The sequence below is a fragment of the Thiomicrospira microaerophila genome (genome assembly GCF_023278225.1).
GTDB classification, from domain to species: domain Bacteria; phylum Pseudomonadota; class Gammaproteobacteria; order Thiomicrospirales; family Thiomicrospiraceae; genus Thiomicrospira; species Thiomicrospira microaerophila_A.
In genome coordinates this window covers 660,854-683,455 of sequence record NZ_CP070959.1, presented here as the reverse complement: position 1 = coordinate 683,455, position 22,602 = coordinate 660,854, and the positions used below count along the sequence as shown (strand labels likewise).

Sequence of the window (22,602 nt, the reverse complement as noted above, 5' to 3'; positions counted from 1 at the left end):
TTTGAACGACATACCGCTTTTGTTCCTCTTCCTAACCCTGCTTCTAATGGTGTTATTGTCTGGTTTCTTTTCTAGCTCTGAAACCAGTATGATGGCCTTAAATCGTTACCGACTAAAACACAAAGCCAATGCAGGAAATAAAGCAGCCATCAAAGCATTACGCCTGCTTGAAAAACCTGATCGTCTTCTGGGTGTTATTTTGCTGGGCAATAACTTTGTCAATATCTTTGCCTCTTCTGTTGCTACCATCATTGCCATGCGCTTAATCGGCGAGGCTGGCATTGCGATTGCAGCAGGCCTGCTAACATTGATTATCTTAATTTTTGCCGAAGTAGCACCAAAAACGGTAGCCGCGCTTTATCCAGAAAAAATTGCTTTTCGGGCCGTCTATATACTGGATCCTTTGCTCAAGCTATTTTCTTCTGTTGTTTGGTTTGTCAATATTGTAGCCAATAGCTTTTTAAAACTGTTTAAAGTGGATGTTGCCAAAACCAAACAAGATCACTCTCTAAGCCAAGAAGAGTTGCAAACCTTGATAGATGAAGCGACGGGCCAGCTTCCTAAGCAGTATAGAGACATGCTAACCAGCATCCTTAGACTTGAAAGCGTAACGGTTGAAGACGTGATGATTCCTAAACAGGAAATTTACGCTGTCGATGTTGATCAGCCTTTTGAAGATTTTTTGAAAACCCTGCAGCATTCACCCTATACCCGTGTACCCTTATTCCGTGGCAATCTTGATGATGATTTTGTGGGGATATTGAATCTGCGAAGAGCCTTGCCTGTTTTAATGCGCCAAGATATTGCTCTTAAAGATATCATTAAACTGACCCGCCCAGCCTATTATGTTCCGGAAACAACGCCCTTAAGTAAACAACTGGGCAACTTTAACAAAAACAAACGCAGAATGGCATTAATTGTTGATGAATACGGTGACCTGCAAGGTTTGCTTACCGTTGAAGATCTACTAGAAGAGATTGTCGGTAAGCTATCCACTGATGCACGCGCTAAAGATGTTGATACCATTGCGATCCATGCAGATGGATCAATGACTATTGATGCGGCCGAGTTTATCCGTGATTTGAACAAGGAGTACCTTCTTGACCTCCCAACGGATGGCCCTAAAACCCTCAACGGATTGATTCAAGAGCACCTTGAAACTTTACCGCCCGTTGGTACTTGCATTAAGGTTGGCAACTATACGCTCGAAGTTTTAGAAGTTTCCCAGAATGCGATCGAAACCATCAAAATTTCTATTATTCATCCAAAAAAGACCTAAGTTATGACTCATCCATTTATGAATAACCAGGCCTGGTTAGCGCTAAAAACCGGGCTAGTTCAAATTGCTCAACAAGAAATAAACAGCCGATTTAACAAAATCGATTATGAACTTAAGCAAGATGGCAGCTTGCTAACCGAGGCAGACACCGCGATGCAAGCCGCGATGCAAAGTTTCCTTAGCACAAACTGGCCAGACTTTGCTTTTGTGGGCGAAGAGTCAGACAAACTGGTTCAGCAGGCCGCCCTTGATTCAGAGCAGGGATGTTGGATTTTAGATCCAATTGATGGTACCACTAATTTTGCCAATGGCATTGCCTTTTTTAGTGTCTCTTTGGCCTTGATGGTTAAAGGCGAACTCGTTCTAGGTCTAGTTTACGACCCTGCACGAGACGAACTTTTTTCTGCTCGACTTGGCTTGGGCGCAGAACTTAACAATCAATCGATTAAAACTGAACAACTGCTTCGCCCTCTCAATCAATGTGTGGGAATTATCGACTTCAAACGTCTAGATGATCCACTCGCTACGGCTTTAGCCATTCAAGCGCCCTATGCTTCTCAGCGAAGCTTTGGCTCGGTTGCACTGGATTGGTGTTGGATTGCTGCAGGTAGAGGCCAGCTTTATCTGCACGGCAACCAAAGCCTTTGGGATTATGCAGCTGGCTGGTTAATTCTTAATGAAGCGGGCGGAGCCAGTATTAGCTTGGATGGCCAAGCTGTTCTGGTTAAGAAAATAACAAAACGACCAGCTGTGGCAGCCAGTAACGTCCAACTTTTAACGAGTTGGAAAAACTGGATTGACCGTCATAACATTGAATAAAGCCTTGAGATCTAAGCTCTACTCCATTTCCATAATGCCCGCTTAAGGGCATGAATATCAATTGGCTTGGTTAAGTAATCATTCATTCCGGCTTCGAGAACTCGCTCTTTATCGCCACTTAACGCATTCGCTGTTAAAGCAATAATAGGAATGTTGGCAGCGACTGTAGTTAGCTGTTGTCTTATAACTTTTGTAGCCTCAAGTCCATCTAATTCCGGCATTTGCATATCCATCAACACCAAATCAAAATCAACGTGCTTGAGCTGCTCAATCGCTTCTTTACCATTATTCACCAGCACAATTTGATGACCCAGTTTAGTTAAAACAGCACGAATCAGCATTTGATTCGACAAGTTATCCTCTGCCACCAGTATTTTTAAAGCCTGTTGTTCATCAAAATTTTGTTCAAGATTCTCCGCTTCAATCTCATCAGGGTTAGCTTTGGGTGTTGGAATTTCAAACCAAAAACAACTACCCTCACCTAAAATGCTATCGACACCGATAAAGCCCTTCATTGCTTCAACCAGTTTTTTGCAGATCGCTAAACCTAAACCTGTTCCGCCATATTTTCGGGTAGTCGAGGTATCTGCCTGCATAAACTCACTAAACAACTTGCCAATATTTTTTTTATCAATGCCTATGCCGGTATCAATAATTTCAAATCGGCTAAACCCTGACCTAGTTAAACTCGTCTGAACTTTTAAGGTTACAGAACCCCTATCGGTAAACTTAATCGAATTCCCCATTAAGTTCAATAAAACTTGGCGAACCCGAGCCTCATCACCCCACATGAAATTAACAACATCATCCGCCATTTCTTGATTAAACGCTATGCCTTTCATTTTCGCTTCTGGCGCCAGAATGGAAAACACCGTATCCACCTGCTCTTGCAGACTAAAGGCACGCTGCTCTAATTCCATTTGCCCAGAATCTAATTTATTAAAATCCAAAATATCATTAATTAGATATAACAAATGCTCACCAGAGCGTTTAATCATTTGCATTTGATTTTTTTGCTCTTCACTCAAATCAGAATCAAGCAATAGAGAGGACGTACCTATAACTGCGTTTAATGGGGTTCTAATTTCATGACTCATTACAGATAAAAACTCTGACTTTGCCTTGGTTGCAGCTTCTGCATCATCTTTAGCCGAACGTAAAGCTTCCTCCATAAGGTAACGCTCTGTGATATCCAGTTCAAAACCTAACAACCAAATAGATTGCGTTTGATCTAGATTTTGAATAACAACGGGGCCGCGTCCAGACATTAAACACCGCAACTGGTCATTAACTTGTCTTTTTTCTTCGGACACTAGCAATGCACCTGCCTCTCTAGCACGAGCGTCCAGCTGTGCATTAACCCTTGCTGCTTCAGCAGAAAACACCTCAAAGTCCGTTCTTCCAATCGCTTTAATGCGATTGACCCCTGTTAAAACCTCAGCTTGCTTGCTAAAAAACCGAAAACAACCATGCCCATCTTTAACGTAAATACTAACCGGTAAAGCATCAAAGATTTGTTCGATCAGAGACTCACGCTGATATACCGTTTGCTCGGTACGCTTTTGATCAGAAATATCACGAAAAGCGCCCACTAATCTCTGAGGCAGATTTTTAGTAGAACTATTGGTGGCAGAACCCGTCATCTTCAACCAAACATAATCTCCATTTGATGAGCGGAAGCGAAATTCAACACATAATGGCCACTGTGCTTCGAGATGAACATCAATCTGCTCTTCAAATGCAGCGCGATCGTCTGGGTGTATACGCTCAAACAAACCGGCCTGATTTGACGACAACTCATTAGCCGAAATATCACAGATTTTGTATATTAAATCTGAATAATGAATCTGACCTGAAGACAAATCCCAGTCAAATAAAGCTAAACCAGCCGTTTCAACGGCTGTTTGACAAACGGATTCTTCATATTTTAATTGCCCTCCAGTGCGACACTCCTCAGCATCATGAATAAACTGAAGAATAAAACCATCCTCAAAATGATGGAGCATAAACCGAAAATCTTGAAGGCCTTCTAAAGGAAAATGTCTGAAAGTTTTTGCAGAGTGCGTATGAGCGGCTGAAAGAAGCTGCGCTTTTAATACTAAATCCTTGTTTAAATCATACTCGCCCCAAAGCATATTGGCCGTAGTATTTTGCCAAACAATTTGCCAAGATTCATCCAATCCTTGAATGAAAACAACGGCTAGATCTGACTCTGAATATAACTGAATAACTGCTGGAGAAATGTTCATCTAATTATCTCAATAGTTTTATTTGTTCTATTCTATGATAAGTCTCAACATAAAGCGATTTTATTAGTTCAATTCAGCTAATGCCTGAGCAAGGTTTTGTACACCCACTATTTCCAAGCCCGGAACTCCACCTTTAGGAACATTTGCAGAAGGAACCAAAGCGCGTTTAAACCCATGCTTTGCAGCCTCAAAAATGCGTTCTTGACCACTTGGGACAGGACGTATCTCGCCCGACAAACCCACTTCTCCAAAAACAAACCAGTCTTGCTCCAAGGGTTTATTTCTTAGGCTTGATAAAATAGCAATCAGCACTGCTAAATCAGCACTGGTTTCCGTAACCTTTATGCCGCCCACTACATTAACATAAACATCTTGATCAGCAGCTTGAACACCCCCATGTCGATGCATTACAGCCAGTAACATAGCAATTCTATTTGAGTCTAAACCAACGCATACACGACGCGGACTGCCATAGGGCGACTCATCAACTAAAGCTTGCAGCTCAACAAGCAATGGACGAGAGCCCTCCCACAACACCATAACCACTGAACCAGCTGCTGCTTCTGATCCGCGAGATAAAAAAATAGCAGAGGGGTTTTTAATTTGCTTTAAACCTAGTTCAGTCATTGCAAATACCCCCAACTCATTTACGGCTCCAAACCGGTTTTTCATCGCTCGCAAGGTACGGTAACGACTATCCGATTGACCCTCTAAAAATAAAACACTATCAACGATATGTTCCAAAACGCGTGGGCCAGCAACTTCTCCGGACTTAGTGACGTGCCCAACGAGGAAAACAGCTATGTTGTGTTGTTTAGCAAATCGAGTTAAAAAGGCTGCAGATTCCCGCACTTGCGTTACTCCACCAGCAGCAGTACCTAGTTCAGCCAACTGCATAGTTTGAATCGAGTCAACCACCATAACCTTTGGTGATTCTTGTTGCGCGAAACTCATAATATGCTCAACATCGGTTTCAGCCAACAGCCTAAGTTTATCTTGAGGCAGTTGCATACGTTGTGCTCGCAGGACTACTTGCTGAAGTGATTCCTCACCCGTGACATATAACACAGGCATAGTTTGACTTAAACCACACATGACTTGCAATAAGATTGATGATTTACCCACACCCGGGTCACCGCCAATTAGAACTACAGAGCCTGGAACAATCCCACCACCTAAAACCCGATCTAATTCATTCATACCGGTGGTAAAACGTGGCACTTCAGAAAGTTCAATATCCTGAACAGATAAAACTTTATTCGAACGCGTACCACTATAACTTGTTGCTGTTCGCGATGAAGACTTTGAAGCAGCACTAAGTTTAAGCTCTTTAAGAGTGTTCCACTCACCGCAATCAGCGCACTGGCCTTGCCATTTAGTATGCTCTCCACCACATTCAGTACAAACAAATACAGATTTTATTTTTGCCACACGCACTCCAAAACAAAAAAAGCCCGCATTGCGGGCTTAAAAAATCAATATGGATTAATGTTTAATATCTTTCCAATATTCACGCTTAAGTAGGTAAGTTAGAGTCAACAATAAAAGTAAGAATAGAATTACTTTCCAACCCAAGTCCCAACGCTCGACTTTCGAAGGCTCACCAACATAGTCAAGGAAATTAACAAGGTCCGTTGTTGCCTGATCAAATTCCTCTTCCGTCGCATGACGTTTTAATCCTTCAAGCACGTTCGGCATAGAGGTACCGGTCAGCACCTTGTTGTTCCACTTGCCTTCCTCTTCTTCATAGTACCCACGAATAAAGGTATAGATGTAATCGTTACCCTTAACACGTGTAAGCAAAGAAAGATCGGGCGCTTCTATGCCAAAAAGTTGCTCAGAAACACCTGGATCCATTCTGGTAAGAACATAATCTACTGGCTTAGCTTGATTAAAAGACATAACCTCTACTGCCTGCTCATCTGTCCATCCCAAATCACGCGCAATACGGTTATAGCGCATATATTGAACAGAATGACACGCCATACAGTAGTTTGTAAACAAAGATGCGCCACGCTGCAAGGAGTCAAGATCGCGCAAATTGTTATTCACTTTTTCAAGTTTAATATTGTAAGCTGGTGCCGCACTGACGATTCCGTAAGGCATTACCAGAATAGCTAGCAAAAAGCTTAATCTACGTAAGAATGTGTTCATCATTATGTAGTCCTCTCTGGTACTGGCTTCGTCTTTTCATTAGCCGATGTAAACGGCAGAACAAAGAAGAAAGCAAAATATAGAATCGTAAATATTTGTGCCAGCTTGGTATAGAGCGGGGTTGATGGCAATGCACCCAAAACACCCAGAACAATAAAACTAATTACCAGCATCGTTAACAATAGTTTGTAAGATGTTCCGCGGTAACGAATCGAACGAACTTTACAACGATCTAACCAAGGCATCGCAAACAACACCGCAATCGACAGCCCCATCGCGGCCACACCCAAGAATGGATCAGGCACCGCTCGCAAGATCGCATAGAATGGGGTGAAATACCAAACAGGTGCAATATGATCCGGTGTTTTTAGCGGATCAGCAGGTTCAAAGTTTGGTGGTTCAATAAAGTGCCCTCCTCCATCCGGGAAGTAAAACACAATGATGGCAAAGAACAACAAGAATGCCACTGCGCCGAAGGAGTCCTTAACCGTATAGTAAGGATGGAAAGGAACACCATCCAAAGGAATCCCTTCTGGACTTTTATGCTTTTTAATGTCCGTGCCATCCGGATTGTTCGAGCCTACCTTGTGTAAAGCAACAATATGCATAAACACTAAAACAACCAACACTAAAGGCAATGCAATAACATGCAGTGCAAAGAAACGGTTTAAGGTAGCATCAGAGATGATGTAATCTCCACGGATCCATAGAGCAAGGTCAGGACCAATAAAGGGAATAGTACTGAACAATGAAATAATAACCTGTGCACCCCAATAAGACATTTGACCCCATGGAAGCATATACCCCATGAAAGCTTCAGCCATCAAGACTACAAAGATCAGCATACCAATCAACCAAACTAATTCACGAGGCTGCTTGTATGACCCGTAGAGCAGTGCTCTCATCATGTGAAGGTAAACCACAATGAAGAAGGCTGAAGCCCCTGTAGTGTGAATATATCTAATTAACCAACCCCATTGAACATCGCGCATTATGTATTCTAGTGAGTTGAAAGCTTCATCCGCTGAAGGTTTGTAACTCATAGCCAACCAAATACCAGAAACAATCATAATCACGAGTGTTAATAGCGCAAAAGAACCAAAAAAGTACCAGAAATTAAAATTCTTAGGTGCATAGTATTCAGCGACATGCGCATTCCATGTTTCGATAAGTGGATAACGATCATCTATCCACTTGAGTAAACCACCCGGTTCACTGGTTTTTTTATTTAATTCAGACATTAGACTTGCCCTCCTTCAACCGAATCTTCACCCACTCGAATTCTAGTTTCAGTTATGTAAGTATGAGGCGGGATTTCCAGATTGGTTGGGGCGGGAACCGCTCGAAACACACGTCCTGCTAAATCAAAACTTGAACCATGACAAGGACAAAAGAAGCCCCCTCTCCAATTGGCAGCCATGTCAGGTGAATTCACCGCTGGACGATAAAGCGGAGAACAACCTAGGTGTGTACATATACCTACCACAACAAGATATTCAGGCTTGATAGCGCGGGTTGCATTTTTGGCATAATCAGGTTGGTCCGAACTTTCTGACATCGGATCACGAACCACAGAATCTAATTCGGCAAGTCTTTCCAACATATCTGGTGTTCGACGAACCACCCATACTGGCTTTCCTCGCCAATTTACTGTTACCATCTGCCCAGGTTGTAATGCAGCGATATCCACATCGACGGGCGCTCCGGCTGCTTTGGCTTTTTCACTTGGCTGCCAAGACCCAACAAAAGGAACAGCAACAAAGGCAGCACCGACGGCACCGACCACGCCTGTTGCTCCTGCAAGGATTTGACGGCGCTTTAGATCAACCGTTTCTATTTTTTTTACTTCAGACATAGTCATGACTTCCTCATGGCTCAAAAGAAAAATCTATTCTACAGAACAGATAGGTTAAGGTGAATACATAAATCTTTATTGCGAAATAAATAAAACTTATAAGCGATGTGTTTTTATTAATTAATTCTATGAATTTTCAGGCTAAAGCCATAAATTCTATACAGGATTGAACTGATCAATATATTTGACTTGCACATTAAATTCATTTTCCAAATGACTTGCTAAGGCCTTAACCCCCCAAGTTTCGGTTGCATGATGACCTGCTGATAAATAATGAATTCCTGATTCGGCAGCAATATGGGTTGTTTGTTCTGAAACCTCACCGCTAATAAACACATCGGCTTGCCAATCAATGGCCTGTTGGATATAGCCCTGTGCCCCACCACTACACCAACTTACCGTTTTAACCTTTTTAGGCCCACCGGGTAAATGTAGAGGCTCACGATTGAGTGTTGTGGCTACAAGTCTAATAAATTCCTCAACATCGACAGATTCAGCCAACCGACCTAAACGAACTAAACCCGGTTGAGGGGTAATATCCTCTAAATCCCAAAGCTTTCCTAGTTGAGCGTTATTTCCAAACAACGGGTGAGCATCTAAAGGTAAATGATAACCAACCAAATTAATTCCGTGAGTAATAAGTTTTTTTATCCGTTGATATTTCATACCTGTAATCACCGATGGCTCATTTTTCCAGAAAAAACCATGATGTACAATCAGCATATCAGCCTGCTCTGCGATAGCATGGTCGATTAAGGCCTGAGATGCCGTTACCCCTAGAACGATCTTGTTAATGCTTGTCGTGCCTTCAATTTGCAAGCCATTAGGCGCGTAATCCTTAAAGTCATCTATAACAAGTAAGTTATTTAGATAATTAACTAATTCATCGCGATTCATAGCGTTTATTTCTGCATACTTGTTAAATGCTTACGAAATGAAGCTAAAAAGGCTTGGTTTTCTTGCTCTGAACCCACTGTAACCCTTAGGCAGTTATCAAGCAGGCCTGCTGAGGGTGACAAATTTTTGATCAAAATACCATCCTGCTTCAATGCCTTAAAAACAGCATCCGCACTGAGCGCGGGTTCTAAACGTAACGTTATAAAATTGGCTTGTGTAGGATATACCGTAGTTCTACCTATGGCTTGCAATGAATCAAGCATCATAGAGCGTTGCTGCTTAATCGATACAGCTTGCGCCTCTAGAACCGCATAATGATCAAGGGCAAAGGCTACGCCATGCTGACTTGCCGAGTTGATATTATAAGGCAAGCGAATCTTATCAAACTCTTTCATCCAACTTTGATGCCCAACCATATAACCAAGTCTAAAGCCTGCTAAACCAACTTTTGAGAAGGTGCGCATCACAACCAAATTAGGGAAACGGTCAATATCAGCGATAAAACTATCTTCTGCAAACGCATTGTAAGCTTCATCTACGACCACCAGGCCTGGTGCTTGCTCTAGAATTTGTTCAACTTGCTGACGAGTAAAGGCATTACCTGTTGGATTATTTGGATAAGCAATAAACACAATAGCCGGCTGGTGTTGATTCATTGCCTCAATAAATACATTTAAATCAAGCGTAAAGTCATGATTTAACTGCACCGAGTGATACGGCATCCCAACAAATCGTGCAATCATGTCATACATCACAAAGGTCGGCGCGACTGACATGACTCCACGGTTTTGGCCAGATAACGCCATCATCAAAATCTGAATCAACTCGTCTGAACCATTCCCAAAAACCAACTGCTGATGATCTGGCAATTTTAACAACTGAGTTAGCGGCTCACGAATTAAGCTAACATTAGGGTCTGGATAGCGATTATAAGTCAAACCTGCCAAGCGCTCTAACCAGGCCTGCTGCATAGCCGGCGGCCAAGGATAGGGGTTTTCCATCGCATCCAGCTTAATCATGTTTTGTGCAGCCTGCACATGATAAGCTTGAATTTGACGTATTTCAGGCCGAACTAATTGCTTAACCCACTGATCTACCCTTGGCGTTATTGTCATATCCACCTCTTAAGGTTTGACACGGTAACGTGCTGAGGCCGCATGAGCTTGCAAACCCTCACCATCAGCTAAGATACCCGCAACCTGACCCAACATATTAGCTCCCTCAGCCGAACACATAATCAAGCTGGAACGTTTTTGGAAATCATACACCCCTAGAGGAGATGAAAAACGCGCGGTTCGTGAGGTAGGCAACACATGATTTGGTCCAGCACAATAATCACCAAGGGCTTCAGCGGTATAACGTCCCATAAAGATCGCACCGGCATGGCGGATGGACGGCAACATGGATTGAGGGTCATCCACTGACAGTTCTAAATGTTCAGGCGCAATAAAGTTGATCATCTCAACAGCTTGCTCCATATCGTCCACTACAATAATCGCTCCACGCGCTTCAAGCGCAGTCCGAATAATCTGTGCACGCGGCATGGTAGGCAACAAGCGATTCATACTTTCAAGGACTTGACTGGCAAACGCTGCATCCGGAGTAACAAGAATGGACTGGGCATCTTCATCATGCTCTGCTTGTGAAAACAGGTCAACCGCAATCCAATCAGGATCAGTCTTACCGTCACAGACGACTAGAATCTCTGAAGGCCCGGCAATCATATCAATACCCACCGTACCAAAAACCATACGTTTAGCCGTGGCTACATAGATATTCCCAGGTCCAACGATCTTATCAACGGCAGGAATGCTTTCTGTGCCATAAGCCAGAGCTGCGACAGCTTGAGCACCGCCAACACAAAATACGCGATCAACGTCACAAAGCGCTGCGGCCGCTAAGACCATTTCATTGACGTCACCATCCGGAGTAGGCACAACCATAATTAACTCAGGCACGCCAGCTACCTTTGCTGGCACAGCATTCATAATCACAGACGAAGGATAGGCTGCCTTTCCACCGGGCACATAAAGCCCAACACGATCTAAACAGCTTACCTGCTGACCCAAAAGAGTACCATCAGCCTCGGTATAGGTCCAAGAATCTTGCTTCTGACGTTCGTGATAACTACGCACCCTGGCAACGGCCAATTCTAAAGCTTCTCGTTGATCTTCAGGAATATTCTTCAGTGCAGCCTGCAAACGATCTTGACTAATCTCTAGGTCTGAGGGACTTTTAAGGGTCAAACGATCAAACTTTGCAGTGTAATCAAGTAATGCCTGATCACCCTCGGTACGAACCCGATTCAAAACTTCTTTGACCACATCATTAACACGATCATCTGAAACCCCTTCCCAAGCAAGCAAGGCATCCAGTTCTTTTTTGAAGCCTTCATCATTGGCATTAAGACGACGAATATTAATAGACTCTGACATAACTACTTCCCTATAACCGTTTTAAATTGTTCAACGATTTGCTGAATCTGAGCAAACTTAGTTTTGTATGCGTGCTGATTAACAATAAGACGCGAGCTGATATCCGCAATATGCTCAAGCGGTTTTAAATGGTTCGCTTTTAACGTGTTACCCGTATCGACTAAATCAACAATACGATCGGCCAGGCCGATTAGCGGAGCCAACTCCATTGAGCCATACAACTTGATTAAGTCTACCTGCTGACCCTGCTGAGCGTAATAAGCACGAGCTGAATTGACATATTTTGTCGCAATTTTCAAACGATGGCCATGTGGTTTTTCTTCAACAGGGCCTGCGACCATTAAACGACACTTAGCAATTTGCAAATCCAATAATTCATAAAGATTATCAGAAGGTGCTTCCATTAATACATCTTTACCGGCTACACCAATATCAGCAGCACCATAAGCAACATAGGTTGGTGCATCAGTAGTGCGAACCACCAACAAACGAACATTAGGCTGAGTTGTTTCCAAAATTAACTTACGGCTGGTATCTGGATCGTCCAACGGCTCAATACCGGCTGCTTTAAGCAAAGGCAAGGTATCTTTAAAAATTCTACCCTTAGAAAGAGCAATGGTTAAAGTTTGATTCGATAAGTTTGTCATAGCTTTTTACCTTAAGAACTTAAACGCTGAATATCAACGCCAAGTCGATGAAATTTTTCTTCTATTCTTTCGTAACCACGATCGATATGGTAGATTCGATTAACGACTGTTGTGCCCTGCGCAACTAACGCAGCGATAATTAGACAAGCAGAGGCACGTAAATCGGTTGCAACCACCTCTGCACCATGCAACTGATTCTGTCCAATAGTAAGGGCTTCATTTCCGTCTAAAGTAATCCTAGCCCCCATTTTCTCTAACTCAGCCACATGCATATACCGGTTTTCAAAAATGGTTTCTTTAACTCTGCCCGTACCCTCTGCAATCGCATTCATCACCAAAAACTGAGCCTGCATGTCTGTTGGAAATAACGGATAAGGTTGCGTTTCAATATCGACTGCACTTAAACTTCGCCCCCGCATATCCAGCGTAATCGTATTTTCTGTGCTAGTCACGAGAGCCCCAGCTTGCTTGAATTTTTCTAGTACCGCTTCAAGATGCGTGGGGTCAACATCTGTCACAGTAACACAGCCTTGTGTCACTGCCGCAGCGGCCAAATAGGTTCCAGCTTCGATTCGATCTGGAATCACGCGATAATCAACACCTTTCAGAGCCGACACACCATCAATTTCAATAACCGAGGTTCCGGCACCACGAATCCTAGCACCCATTGCATTTAAAAAATCAGCTAGATCGACGACTTCGGGTTCACAGGCGGCTTTACGCAAAATAGTTCTACCCTTTGCTAACACCGCAGCCATAATCAAGTTTTCAGTACCTGTTACGGTAACAATAGGCATAGTAATCTCTGCGCCACGCAAACCCTGCGGAGCTTTAGCAATGATGAAGCCCTCATCTATATCGATAATAGCCCCCATTTCACGCATACCTTCGATATGAATATCGACCGGCCGCGAACCTATTGCACAACCGCCGGGCAGCGCAACTTTCGCCTCACCAAAACGTGATAATAACGGACCCATTACTAGTATTGATGCACGCATGGTTTTCACCAAGTCATAAGGGGCCTCTTTGCTATGAATAGCCGAGCAATCTAATGTAATATTCAATCGCTCATCCATTAACACATCACAACCCATAGTAGCCAATAGTTGTAGACTAGTCGTAACATCACGAAGATGCGGAACATTAGACAGGGTTACCGGCGTTTCAGCTAACAAACAGCCCATTAAAATCGGCAAGGCTGCATTTTTAGAACCCGAAATTGGAATTTGACCTGATATGACTGAAGGGCCACGAATGACAAGTTTATCCATTAATTTGACTCTGGCAAATGCGTTTTAATCGATAGCGCATGTAACTCACCCGATTCAAACTCGGCCTTAAAAATATCATTTACTAAGCGGTGGCGCTTAAGCGGAGGCAAACCAATAAACTGCTCAGAGGTCACTTCGACAGCAAAATTGCAATCTGCCCCAGACATTCTTACTTGGCTGCCTGGAAGTGCTTGATGAATCATTTGTTGAATTTTTTCAGGAGACATAGATCAATACCAAAAAATTTTTAATGGCGTATTTTAACGCCTTTCACCAATAAAATCAGATTTATCAGCGTTACTAGAACCAAAAAACTGGCCGTTATCAATAAACTCAAGTAAACCGATACATCCGACTGAGCATAAAACCCGTAACGAAACCCATCGACCATATAGAAAAAAGGATTAAACATAGACAAGGTTTGCCAGAACGGAGGTAAAGATTGAATTGAATAAAATACACCACTTAAAAAGGTTAACGGGATAATAATAAAGTTCTGAAACGCGGCCAGATGGTCATATTTATCAGACACAATACCTGCAATTAAGCCAACTCCGCCCAGCAAGGCAGCACTCAATACCGCAAACAGTAAAACCCAAAATACCGAATACCACTGCAATTCAAAGCCTAGCCAACCGACCAACAACACCCCCAAGCCGACTGCAAGCCCTCTCACAATAGCCGCACCTATAAACGCTATATAAAGTTCTAAAGGAGAAATCGGACTCACCAAAACAAAGGTTAAATTGCCATACATTTTTGACTGAATAATACTAGACGAGGAATTGGAAAAGGCATTTTGCAAGATTGCCATCATTACCAGGCCTGGTATTAAGAACTGGCTGTAGCTTAGCCCGCTAAAAGCATCAAGCCGAGTGTCCAATACTTGACCAAAAATTAACAAAAATAATAAGGTCGAAACAATAGGCGCAAAAACCGTTTGAACCGACACAGAATAAAAACGCTTAACCTCTTTTTTAAAGAAAGCCCAACAACCATAAAAGTTCATAACTGGGCTCCTGTGAGATCTAAAAACACTTCTTCAAGCGAAGCATCTCGACTGGTCAAACCCTGAATATTTAGGCCGTTCTGCTGTAACCATGCCAACATCTGCTCCATCGGCAAACTTTTTTCAATTTTAAACAACAACGCATTCGCTTCTCGCTCTGCCAAACGCAACAGCAATTCACTTGACAATCCACCTGGATCGAAACCACCCTGCTCAGGGAGCGTGACACGCAAATATCGGTAAGGGTGACGCGCCAACAGAGATTGTGTTTTCTCTAATGCTTTAACCTCACCCTTCTGCATAATCGCAACCTGATCACACAGTGCTTCGGCTTCTTCAAGGTAATGCGTAGTTAAAATAATGGTGTGGCCTGCTGCATGCAGCTCACGAGCAAAGGCCCAAAGCGTTCGACGTAAGTCCACATCTACACCAGCAGTAGGCTCATCCAAAACCAATACCTCAGGCTTATGAACAAAAGCCATCGCAATTAAAACTCGGCGTTTCATGCCGCCAGATAACTGCGCAGTTTGCGCGGTGGCCTTTTCTGTCAGAGCTAAACGCTCCAACAACTCATCCACCCAAGCCCATTGGGAACGCCCTCTTAAACCAAAATACTCAGATTGCAAACGTAACAAGTCACGTATTGAAAAAAAAGGATCTGAAATAAGCTCCTGCGGCACCAAACCCAGCGCTCGACGCGCCTGACGGTAATCACGCTGAACATCAAAACCCATCACACGAATAGAACCTGCGTCAGGCAATACCAAACTTGACATGGCATTAATCAATGTGGACTTACCCGCACCATTCGGCCCCAATAGCCCAAAAAAAGAGCCTTGTTTGACCTCGAAACTAATCTTATTCAAGGCTTGTAAACGACCGAAAGACTTGGATAGATTGTCAAAAATTACAGCAGATTCTAACATTGCGGTCATTCAGGTTGCTCATCTAATTTAAATTGACTTTCTAGATTGTAAAGTCCTAGCAAGGTTACAAGGTGAGCAGGAGGCGAGATAATGGACAAAGAACCCTTAAGCTCCTGCTGCAGTGTTAACAATAAAGCAATGCCCGCTGAGTCCAAGGCTTTAACCGCAGAAAGATCGAGCTGACTAACGGCAGAAAGATCAAGCTGACCGATACGTTTTTGAAGCTCTGCAACACGAGAAAGAACGAGATCCGAACGGATTATTAATCGCTCAGCCTTTATTTCAAAATCCGTATTCACCTAGTTAAAATCCTTGTTTCGTTCTTTTAGGCTAGCAATCACCTGCTCTAAACCATGACGCTCGATATCAGAGCTGTAGGCCTCTCTAAAGCTGACTAATACGCTAATACCTTCAACAATCACATCATAGATCATCCAGTTACCAGAATCCTTGTCTTTAAAAACGCGATAAACCACTTCGGCAGATCGCCCAGAACCTTGCAGAATACGGGTGGGAATTAACACACGATCGCTTCCATCAGGAATGGGCGCGGCAACATCTATTTTATCAATGTCAAATTTAAGTAAACTGGTCGAATAAGAACGCAGCATACTTTTGGTAAACTCATCAATAAATGCCTGCTGCTGACCCTCGGTCGCTGAACGCCAGGGCCTCCCAACAATAAAACGCGCCATTCTAGGCGTATCAATATAGGGCAGTGCATAGGTTTCAGTAAACTTTTGCAGTTCAGCAGGTTGGTTGGCCAACTCAACAGCTCGCTCCTTTAACTCAGGCAAAATAACGCGCGACAAATCTATAATCATTTGCTGAGGATCTTGTTGATTGACCTGAGCCGACACCTGACCTAGAGTTAACAACATCAACAACAGGGGGACAAAACCCAACGTTAGCTGCTTTTTCATTTACTGCCTCCTTCCGTTAAACTTACTAATAAACGACCGATTAAATTCTCCAACACCAATGCCGACTGAGTAAAGTAAATACGCGAACCTTCCTCTAATAATTCATCGTCAGCACCCACCTCCAAGCCGATATACTGACTGCCCAGCAAGCCTGAAGTTAAGATCATCGCCGAAGTGTCAGTAGGCAAATCATCAAATTCTTTATAGATATCCATTACCACCCGAGCACGGTAAGTAACTGGGTCAATGCCAATCGCTGAAACACGTCCAACAACAACACCACTAATCTTAACAGGCGCACGCACTGTTAAACCACCAATATTGGAGAACAAGGCATCGACTTGATAACTGGCACGATCTTGAACAGCACTAAAGTTACTGACTTTTAACGCAATAAAGGCTGTTGACAAAAGGGTGACCAACACCAAAACACCGACCCAAACTTCAAACTTCACTTGACGATTCATCTTTTATCCTTATGTAAACATCATAGAGGTTAATACAAAATCCAAACCCAGTACCCACAGCGAAGACTGAACAACCGTACGAGTTGTCGCGTTACTCACGCCCTCAGAGGTTGGCATCGCCTCATACCCTTGAAACAAAGAAATCACGGCGATTAAAACCCCAAACACCACGGCTTTTATCAGGCCGTTAATCACATCATCTCGCCAATCAACGTGCAATTGCATCTGCGCCCAAAACGCACCCTCATCAACCCCTAACCAACCGACCGTAACAAGATAACCACCAAAAATACCGACCGCAATAAAGATCAAAGCCAACATAGGCAGAGCAATCATGCAAGCAAGAATTCTTGGTGCAACCACATACTTCATTGGATCAATCGCCATCATTTCCAGCGCTGACAACTGCTCGGTAGATTTCATTAAACCAACCTCAGCAGTCAAAGCAGAGCCTGCACGCCCTGCAAAAAGTAAAGCAGCGACCACGGGACCCAGTTCTCGAATTAATGACAAGGCAGTCATACTGCCAACAATTTCTTCTGAATTAAAGGTTGAAAGAATATAGTGCCCTTGAAGACCCAGCACCATTCCAACAAACAAACCCGCTGTTAAAATAATAGGCAGTGACAAAACACCTACAAAATAGATCTGCTTGATCAAGAGTCGAAAATGCACAAGGGCATAGCCGAGCGCCGGAAACACCGACACCACAAATAAACCTAGCTGACCTAGGCTCTGCAAACGCCCCAAAGTAGCGGCCCCAAGTTTAGCTAGCCATATCATGATTCAGCCCCGCTAGATTTATTCAATTTCTGAGCCCAGCTTTCAACTGGATAATGCAAAGGTACCGGCCCGTCGGCCAACCCAAGCAAAAACTGTTGAACATAGGGGGAGCTTGATTGCTTTAAATCAGCGGGGGTCCCCTGCTCAATAATTCGGCCTTCAGACAAGACACAAGCATAGTCTGCAATCGAAAGCACTTCCTCTACATCATGAGAAACTACAACACTTGTTAAGGCTAAACTTTGGTTCATTTTTTTAATCAAAGCTACCAAAACACCCATCGTAATAGGGTCTTGACCCACAAACGGCTCATCATAAAAAAGCATCTCAGGATCCAGAATCAATGCACGAGCTAACGCCACGCGCCTCGCCATTCCTCCGGAAAGTTCAGCTGGTTTCAAATTGACTGCACCCCTTAATCCAACCGACTCCAACTTCATTAAAACCATCTTCTCAATCAGTGAATCCGATAGTTTAAAATGCTCTCTTAACGGAAAGGCCACATTATCAAAAACTGTTAAATCGGTAAGTAAGGCCCCAGATTGAAACAACATGCCCATTCGCTGTCGCAACCGATAAAGTTCAGTACGCTTTAGCTTGTTCACATCCCGTCCATCGACAAGAATGCGACCAGATTCGGGCTTAAGTTGACCCGCAATCAATTTTAACAGGGTGGTTTTACCCGTCCCACTCGGCCCCATAATCGCAGTTACCTTACCTTTTGGAATGCTAAGGCTTAAATCATCAAATATCTTACGTCCACCGCGGCTAAAAGACAGTTTTTCTATTTGGATTAAATCGGGCAAAATAACAACCTTCACAATAAAGTTAATAAACCTAGCTAATACCCCATCAACTCTGACAGGGTTTTTAGGTTCTGAATTTGTACCATCTTAATAGATTCACCGCCAACAAAAAAGCCACGACCGGTATTTTTATCCGGCAAGCTCATAACAAAATCTTGCAAACAAGCCCGTTGTAGCTTCATATCCTGCGGCAAACTTTCAAGCCAACCGCAAGGCGCACCACTAACAATCCATTTTTGGCAACACCACTGCCAACCAGGAAGACTAAATTGCCGACTAACTCGCGTGACCAGGCCTGGTAACTGATTAATAGCCTCTTGATCCATCTTATCATCAAACACCAGAAATCCAGCAAGCGTGAATTGCAGCGCTAACTTCAACCTAGTAATCACTGCAACACAATTTAAATCCCAAGCTTCGATTTTAAGAAAAATACTCGAATCATCACGTCGACAAGTCTGTAACTCTTCAATTTCAGCATCAGACCAACGCATCCATTCACCCTGAGCAACCAAAACAGTTCGAAAATCATTAAAATAAAAGTCAAAGCGCCAATCTTCAGGCAGACCTTCCGGGTAATAGTTTTCAATTAATTCTGGCCGTTGCCAGTTATCTACACCCACTGATAAATTAGCAAACATTATTACTCCTCATAAATATTTTTTATCACCAGAACTAATTTTAGTATAATACGTTTTTTTAAATTTTCTATAGTCTATAGCGAGCCCGCAATTATGTCGACCGTATTAATTCTGCCCACGATTATGCTTATCGTTGGATTAGCCTTGCTAGTTTGGAGTTCTGACTTTTTTATTGATGGTGCGGCCAGCACCGCTGTTCGTTACAACGTCTCACCCATTATCATTGGCGCCATTATTATTGGCTTTGGTACATCCAGCCCCGAAATCGTGGTCGCGATTATAGCCTCTCTCGAAGGAAATCCAGGCTTAGCCGTCGGCAACGCAGTCGGCTCCAACATAACAAACATCGGCCTAGTACTTGGTGTAACCGCTTTGATCACCTCGATTGCCGTTAAATCCAATTTCCTTAGACGAGAAATGCCCATCCTGCTGATTATCACAGCGCTCACTGTAGTATTGATGATGGACTATAAACTTGGTGTCTTAGATGGCATAATTCTACTCGCCATTCTTGCTATGACCTTGACTTGGATTATTCGCCGTAATAAAAATATTGCCCCCAATGATCCTTTAGCTACTGAAATAAACCAAGAGCTCGAAGAACTTCCCAAACTAAGCAAGACTCGAAGCTTTGTGTACCTAATAGGTGGACTGGTTTTACTTGTTATTAGTGCACGCATGATGGTGTGGGGAGCGGTTGAAATCGCTGAATTCTTTGAAGTTCCCGATCTAATAATCGGCCTAACAATTATCGCGATTGGCACCAGCTTACCTGAACTCGCCGCATCTATTAGTGCAGCACTTAAAGGTGAAGTAGATATGATGATTGGCAACATACTTGGCTCTAACTTATTTAATTTATTGGCTGTATTAGCCGTTCCTGCCATCCTTGCACCTTCTCTAATAGACAATGATCTACTAAAACGCGACCTGCCAATCCTTCTTGGATTTACTGTGGCGATGCTTTTGGTTGCCTTGCCAAGAAAAGGCAACGCGACCATCTATCGTGCAGAAGGTGTTTTCTTACTCACCCTGTTTTTTGGGTACTTAACTTTGTTATACTTCAACACTGTTTCCTAAAACAATCGACCGAAGGTGAGCACCATGGATAAACTACGAACCAAAGCCCAAAAAATTAAGCTACTCCTCCTTGATGTCGATGGCGTTCTTACTGACAATCGTCTTATTTATGGTGACGATGGTCAAGAGTACAAAGCCTTCTACACGCGAGATGGTCATGCCATGGTATTGATTCAAAAAAGCGGAATCGAGATTGGTATCATAACCGGCCGCACCTCGGAACTAGTAAAAAAACGCATGCAAGACTTGAAAGTAAAACACCTATACCAAGGGGTACCGGATAAACTCCCTACTTTTGAACAACTGATTGCACAACTAGGCATAGGGCTGGATGAGGTAGCCTACATGGGTGATGATATTCTTGACCTGCCTATTTTACGCAGAGTTGGCCTCTCGGGCTGTCCTAGCGATGCAGACCCCGAAGTTATTTCTAGGGTTGATCTTGTCAGTAAATTTAAAGGCGGACAAGGTGCCGTTCGAGAGTTCTGTGAGCTCATCATGAAAACTCAAGGCCACTGGCAAGCCCATATGGACTTCTACCTAAGATAAAGCCAATGAAATTCAAATCCGGTGTCCTGATAACTACCACACTTGGCCTAATAGCGTTGATTTTTACTCAATACCAACAGGTCGAACAGGATACAAACCTGGCCGCCCAACTCAGTCAAAATGACTGGCATGGCGAGCAAATAAAATCCTGGAGCCTCAACTCAAATCAAACCCTGCTATACTTCGAAGCCAAAAGTCTATACCAACATGCGGGTAACGTTTTTATAGCGCAGCCTCAGGTTATTCGCACCAGCCCCAAAGACACCTATATAATTAGCAGCCAAGAAGCGCAAATTCAGCAACAGTCGCTCTATCAATTTAAGCATGATGTATTAGTTAGTCACTACACAGAACAAAACCGAGACGAATACACAAGCCGCCTAGAAACAGAAGAACTTTATTACCACCCAAACACCGAACGCCTAACCAGCCCATATCAAGTTATAATTCAATCCAGCCAGCAACGAACTCAAGGCATTGGACTCGAAATTGACCTGCTTTCACAGCAAACCCAAATTCATTCACAGGTAAAAACGCAATATGACATTAATCCGGCTTACTAAACTTAAAATCATTCTAGTTATCTGTATAAGCTTCGGGGTTCATAACCAGGCCTGGTCACAAACAATGCCCATCCAAATTGAAGCAGATAAACTTGATATCCAAGATACTAAAGGTATCACTCACTACTCAGGTAACGTCATTGTTTCCCAAGGGGAAACAAAAATCCTAGGTGAGCAAGTTAAGATTTCCCACCCCAATCGAACCCTACTAAACTTAACTGCGACCGGAGCCCCGGCAAAATTTCATCATTTTGACGCTGAACAACAACTTCAAATACATGGCCAGGCTAATACGATTATCTACTTTGCACAAGAACGCGAAATTCACCTTATTGGTAATGCCTACCTAACACAGCAAGATAGCCACACAATTCAAGGCCCCAGCCTAATCTATGACATGAATGAACTTACTTTACAGGCAGGCAGCAACGAAGCATACACTGGCCGTGTCATTATGACTTTTGAACCCCAGAAGCAGGCTGATTAATGGCTCATTTTTACGCACGCAACCTAGCAAAAAGCTACAAAAAATATAAGGTTGTAACCTCAGTTGATTTAGATGTTTACAGCGGACAAGTTGTTGGGCTCTTAGGACCTAATGGGGCTGGTAAAACCACTACATTCTATATGATGACCGGCCTGGTAAAACACGATGCGGGTAAAATCATGCTTGACGACCAAGACATTAGCGAACTCACCATTGACCAAAGGGCCAGGTTAGGCATAGGCTACCTTCCTCAAGAAGCATCCGTTTTTCGCAAACTTACAGTGCGAGATAACATTCTTGCGATCCTTGAAATGCGTCCTGAACTTACACAACACCAAAGACTCAAAAAGCTGGATGAGCTTCTATCAGACTTACAAATTCACCATATTGTCAACCAACTAGGTCAAGCCTTATCAGGCGGCGAACGTCGTCGCGTTGAAATTGCCCGAGCACTTGCTATGGAACCCAAATTCATCCTACTGGACGAACCCTTTGCAGGCGTGGATCCCATCTCAGTAAAAGAAATCCAACAAATTATCGAACATCTTAAAGCCAAGCAAATAGGCGTACTTATCACCGATCACAATGTACGAGAAACACTGGGCGTCTGCGATCAAGCCTATATTCTTCATGCAGGCACTATTCTCGCTCAGGGAAAACCCGAAACCGTCCTCAACCACCCAGATGTTCGACGCGTTTATCTCGGTGAAAATTTCCGCGCTTAAAAAGCAACACTCCGCTGGCAAACACCATGAAGTC

General features: G+C 43.3%; 26 protein-coding genes. 7 read left to right on the top strand and 19 right to left on the bottom strand.

Going from position 1 to position 22,602, the window contains the following annotated elements:
* The first annotated feature begins 1 nt into the window (after position 1).
* Entirely contained in the window at positions 2-1,279 is a 1,278-nt protein-coding gene (locus tag JX580_RS03345) for an HlyC/CorC family transporter (protein WP_248851383.1), read from the top strand.
* 3 nt (positions 1,280-1,282) lie between these two features.
* Complete coding sequence (locus JX580_RS03340) at positions 1,283-2,098, top strand: inositol monophosphatase family protein (protein ID WP_248851382.1); 816 nt, start codon at positions 1,283-1,285, stop codon at positions 2,096-2,098.
* A gap of 11 nt (positions 2,099-2,109) precedes the next feature.
* On the opposite strand, the gene JX580_RS03335 is transcribed toward JX580_RS03340, so the two are convergent.
* The 19 genes from JX580_RS03335 to JX580_RS03245 all read right to left on the bottom strand — a co-directional run bounded on the left by JX580_RS03335 (position 2,110) and on the right by JX580_RS03245 (position 19,164).
* Entirely contained in the window at positions 2,110-4,347 is a 2,238-nt protein-coding gene (locus JX580_RS03335; RefSeq protein ID WP_248851381.1) for a PAS domain-containing hybrid sensor histidine kinase/response regulator, read from the bottom strand.
* A 63-nt stretch (positions 4,348-4,410) separates the two neighbouring features.
* Positions 4,411-5,778, bottom strand: coding sequence for a DNA repair protein RadA (radA, locus tag JX580_RS03330; RefSeq protein ID WP_248851380.1), 1,368 nt, complete (start codon positions 5,776-5,778; stop codon positions 4,411-4,413).
* 54 nt (positions 5,779-5,832) lie between these two features.
* Positions 5,833-6,453 carry a cytochrome c1 gene (locus JX580_RS03325; RefSeq protein WP_248851379.1) on the bottom strand — a complete coding sequence of 207 codons (621 nt, stop codon included), beginning with the start codon at positions 6,451-6,453 and terminating at the stop codon, positions 5,833-5,835.
* A gap of 50 nt (positions 6,454-6,503) precedes the next feature.
* Entirely contained in the window at positions 6,504-7,742 is a 1,239-nt protein-coding gene (locus JX580_RS03320) for a cytochrome b (protein WP_248851378.1), read from the bottom strand.
* A complete protein-coding gene (petA, locus tag JX580_RS03315) occupies positions 7,742-8,356 on the bottom strand; it encodes a ubiquinol-cytochrome c reductase iron-sulfur subunit (RefSeq protein WP_248851377.1) in 615 nt (204 codons plus the stop codon). The genes JX580_RS03320 and petA overlap by 1 nt, the downstream gene beginning before the upstream one ends.
* A 156-nt stretch (positions 8,357-8,512) precedes the next feature.
* Positions 8,513-9,253, bottom strand: coding sequence for a Nif3-like dinuclear metal center hexameric protein (locus JX580_RS03310; RefSeq protein WP_248851376.1), 741 nt, complete (start codon positions 9,251-9,253; stop codon positions 8,513-8,515).
* A gap of 5 nt (positions 9,254-9,258) precedes the next feature.
* Entirely contained in the window at positions 9,259-10,368 is a 1,110-nt protein-coding gene (gene hisC / locus JX580_RS03305) for a histidinol-phosphate transaminase (RefSeq protein ID WP_248851375.1), read from the bottom strand.
* A gap of 9 nt (positions 10,369-10,377) precedes the next feature.
* Complete coding sequence (hisD, locus tag JX580_RS03300; RefSeq protein ID WP_248851374.1) at positions 10,378-11,688, bottom strand: histidinol dehydrogenase; 1,311 nt, start codon at positions 11,686-11,688, stop codon at positions 10,378-10,380.
* 2 nt (positions 11,689-11,690) lie between these two features.
* Positions 11,691-12,335: an ATP phosphoribosyltransferase gene (gene hisG / locus JX580_RS03295; RefSeq protein ID WP_248851373.1), complete on the bottom strand. Its 645-nt coding sequence runs from the start codon at positions 12,333-12,335 to the stop codon at positions 11,691-11,693.
* An 11-nt stretch (positions 12,336-12,346) separates the two neighbouring features.
* A complete protein-coding gene (murA, locus tag JX580_RS03290) occupies positions 12,347-13,609 on the bottom strand; it encodes a UDP-N-acetylglucosamine 1-carboxyvinyltransferase (protein ID WP_248851372.1) in 1,263 nt (420 codons plus the stop codon).
* Positions 13,609-13,836 (bottom strand): BolA family protein, encoded by a 228-nt coding sequence (locus tag JX580_RS03285; protein ID WP_248851371.1) that lies wholly within the window; start codon positions 13,834-13,836, stop codon positions 13,609-13,611. Before JX580_RS03285 ends, murA begins: the two co-directional genes overlap by 1 nt.
* A 20-nt stretch (positions 13,837-13,856) precedes the next feature.
* Positions 13,857-14,618, bottom strand: coding sequence for an ABC transporter permease (locus tag JX580_RS03280; protein ID WP_248851370.1), 762 nt, complete (start codon positions 14,616-14,618; stop codon positions 13,857-13,859).
* Positions 14,615-15,553 carry an ABC transporter ATP-binding protein gene (locus JX580_RS03275; protein ID WP_349251691.1) on the bottom strand — a complete coding sequence of 313 codons (939 nt, stop codon included), beginning with the start codon at positions 15,551-15,553 and terminating at the stop codon, positions 14,615-14,617. Before JX580_RS03275 ends, JX580_RS03280 begins: the two co-directional genes overlap by 4 nt.
* Complete coding sequence (locus JX580_RS03270; protein ID WP_248851369.1) at positions 15,550-15,843, bottom strand: STAS domain-containing protein; 294 nt, start codon at positions 15,841-15,843, stop codon at positions 15,550-15,552. Before JX580_RS03270 ends, JX580_RS03275 begins: the two co-directional genes overlap by 4 nt.
* Positions 15,844-16,467 carry an MlaC/ttg2D family ABC transporter substrate-binding protein gene (locus JX580_RS03265; RefSeq protein WP_248851368.1) on the bottom strand — a complete coding sequence of 208 codons (624 nt, stop codon included), beginning with the start codon at positions 16,465-16,467 and terminating at the stop codon, positions 15,844-15,846.
* Positions 16,464-16,934, bottom strand: coding sequence for an outer membrane lipid asymmetry maintenance protein MlaD (gene mlaD, locus JX580_RS03260; RefSeq protein WP_248851367.1), 471 nt, complete (start codon positions 16,932-16,934; stop codon positions 16,464-16,466). Before mlaD ends, JX580_RS03265 begins: the two co-directional genes overlap by 4 nt.
* Positions 16,935-16,943: 9 nt before the next feature.
* Complete coding sequence (gene mlaE / locus JX580_RS03255; RefSeq protein WP_248851366.1) at positions 16,944-17,717, bottom strand: lipid asymmetry maintenance ABC transporter permease subunit MlaE; 774 nt, start codon at positions 17,715-17,717, stop codon at positions 16,944-16,946.
* Positions 17,714-18,523, bottom strand: coding sequence for an ABC transporter ATP-binding protein (locus JX580_RS03250; RefSeq protein ID WP_248851365.1), 810 nt, complete (start codon positions 18,521-18,523; stop codon positions 17,714-17,716). Before JX580_RS03250 ends, mlaE begins: the two co-directional genes overlap by 4 nt.
* Before the next feature lie 35 nt (positions 18,524-18,558).
* Positions 18,559-19,164, bottom strand: coding sequence for a hypothetical protein (locus JX580_RS03245; RefSeq protein WP_248851364.1), 606 nt, complete (start codon positions 19,162-19,164; stop codon positions 18,559-18,561).
* Between the two features lie 93 nt (positions 19,165-19,257).
* Here JX580_RS03245 and JX580_RS03240 point away from each other — a divergent pair, with 93 nt between their 5' ends.
* The 5 genes from JX580_RS03240 (at position 19,258) to lptB (ending at position 22,568) form a co-directional block, all read left to right on the top strand.
* Entirely contained in the window at positions 19,258-20,244 is a 987-nt protein-coding gene (locus JX580_RS03240; protein WP_248851363.1) for a calcium/sodium antiporter, read from the top strand.
* Between the two features lie 24 nt (positions 20,245-20,268).
* A complete protein-coding gene (locus JX580_RS03235) occupies positions 20,269-20,793 on the top strand; it encodes a KdsC family phosphatase (RefSeq protein ID WP_248851362.1) in 525 nt (174 codons plus the stop codon).
* A gap of 5 nt (positions 20,794-20,798) precedes the next feature.
* On the top strand, positions 20,799-21,356 hold the full coding sequence (gene lptC, locus JX580_RS03230; protein ID WP_248851361.1) for an LPS export ABC transporter periplasmic protein LptC: 558 nt from the start codon (positions 20,799-20,801) through the stop codon (positions 21,354-21,356).
* A 64-nt stretch (positions 21,357-21,420) separates the two neighbouring features.
* Complete coding sequence (gene lptA, locus JX580_RS03225) at positions 21,421-21,843, top strand: lipopolysaccharide transport periplasmic protein LptA (RefSeq protein WP_248851360.1); 423 nt, start codon at positions 21,421-21,423, stop codon at positions 21,841-21,843.
* Positions 21,843-22,568, top strand: a complete 726-nt coding sequence (gene lptB, locus JX580_RS03220) for an LPS export ABC transporter ATP-binding protein (RefSeq protein WP_248851359.1) — start codon at positions 21,843-21,845, stop codon at positions 22,566-22,568. The genes lptA and lptB overlap by 1 nt, the downstream gene beginning before the upstream one ends.
* The last annotated feature ends 34 nt before the right edge of the window (positions 22,569-22,602 follow it).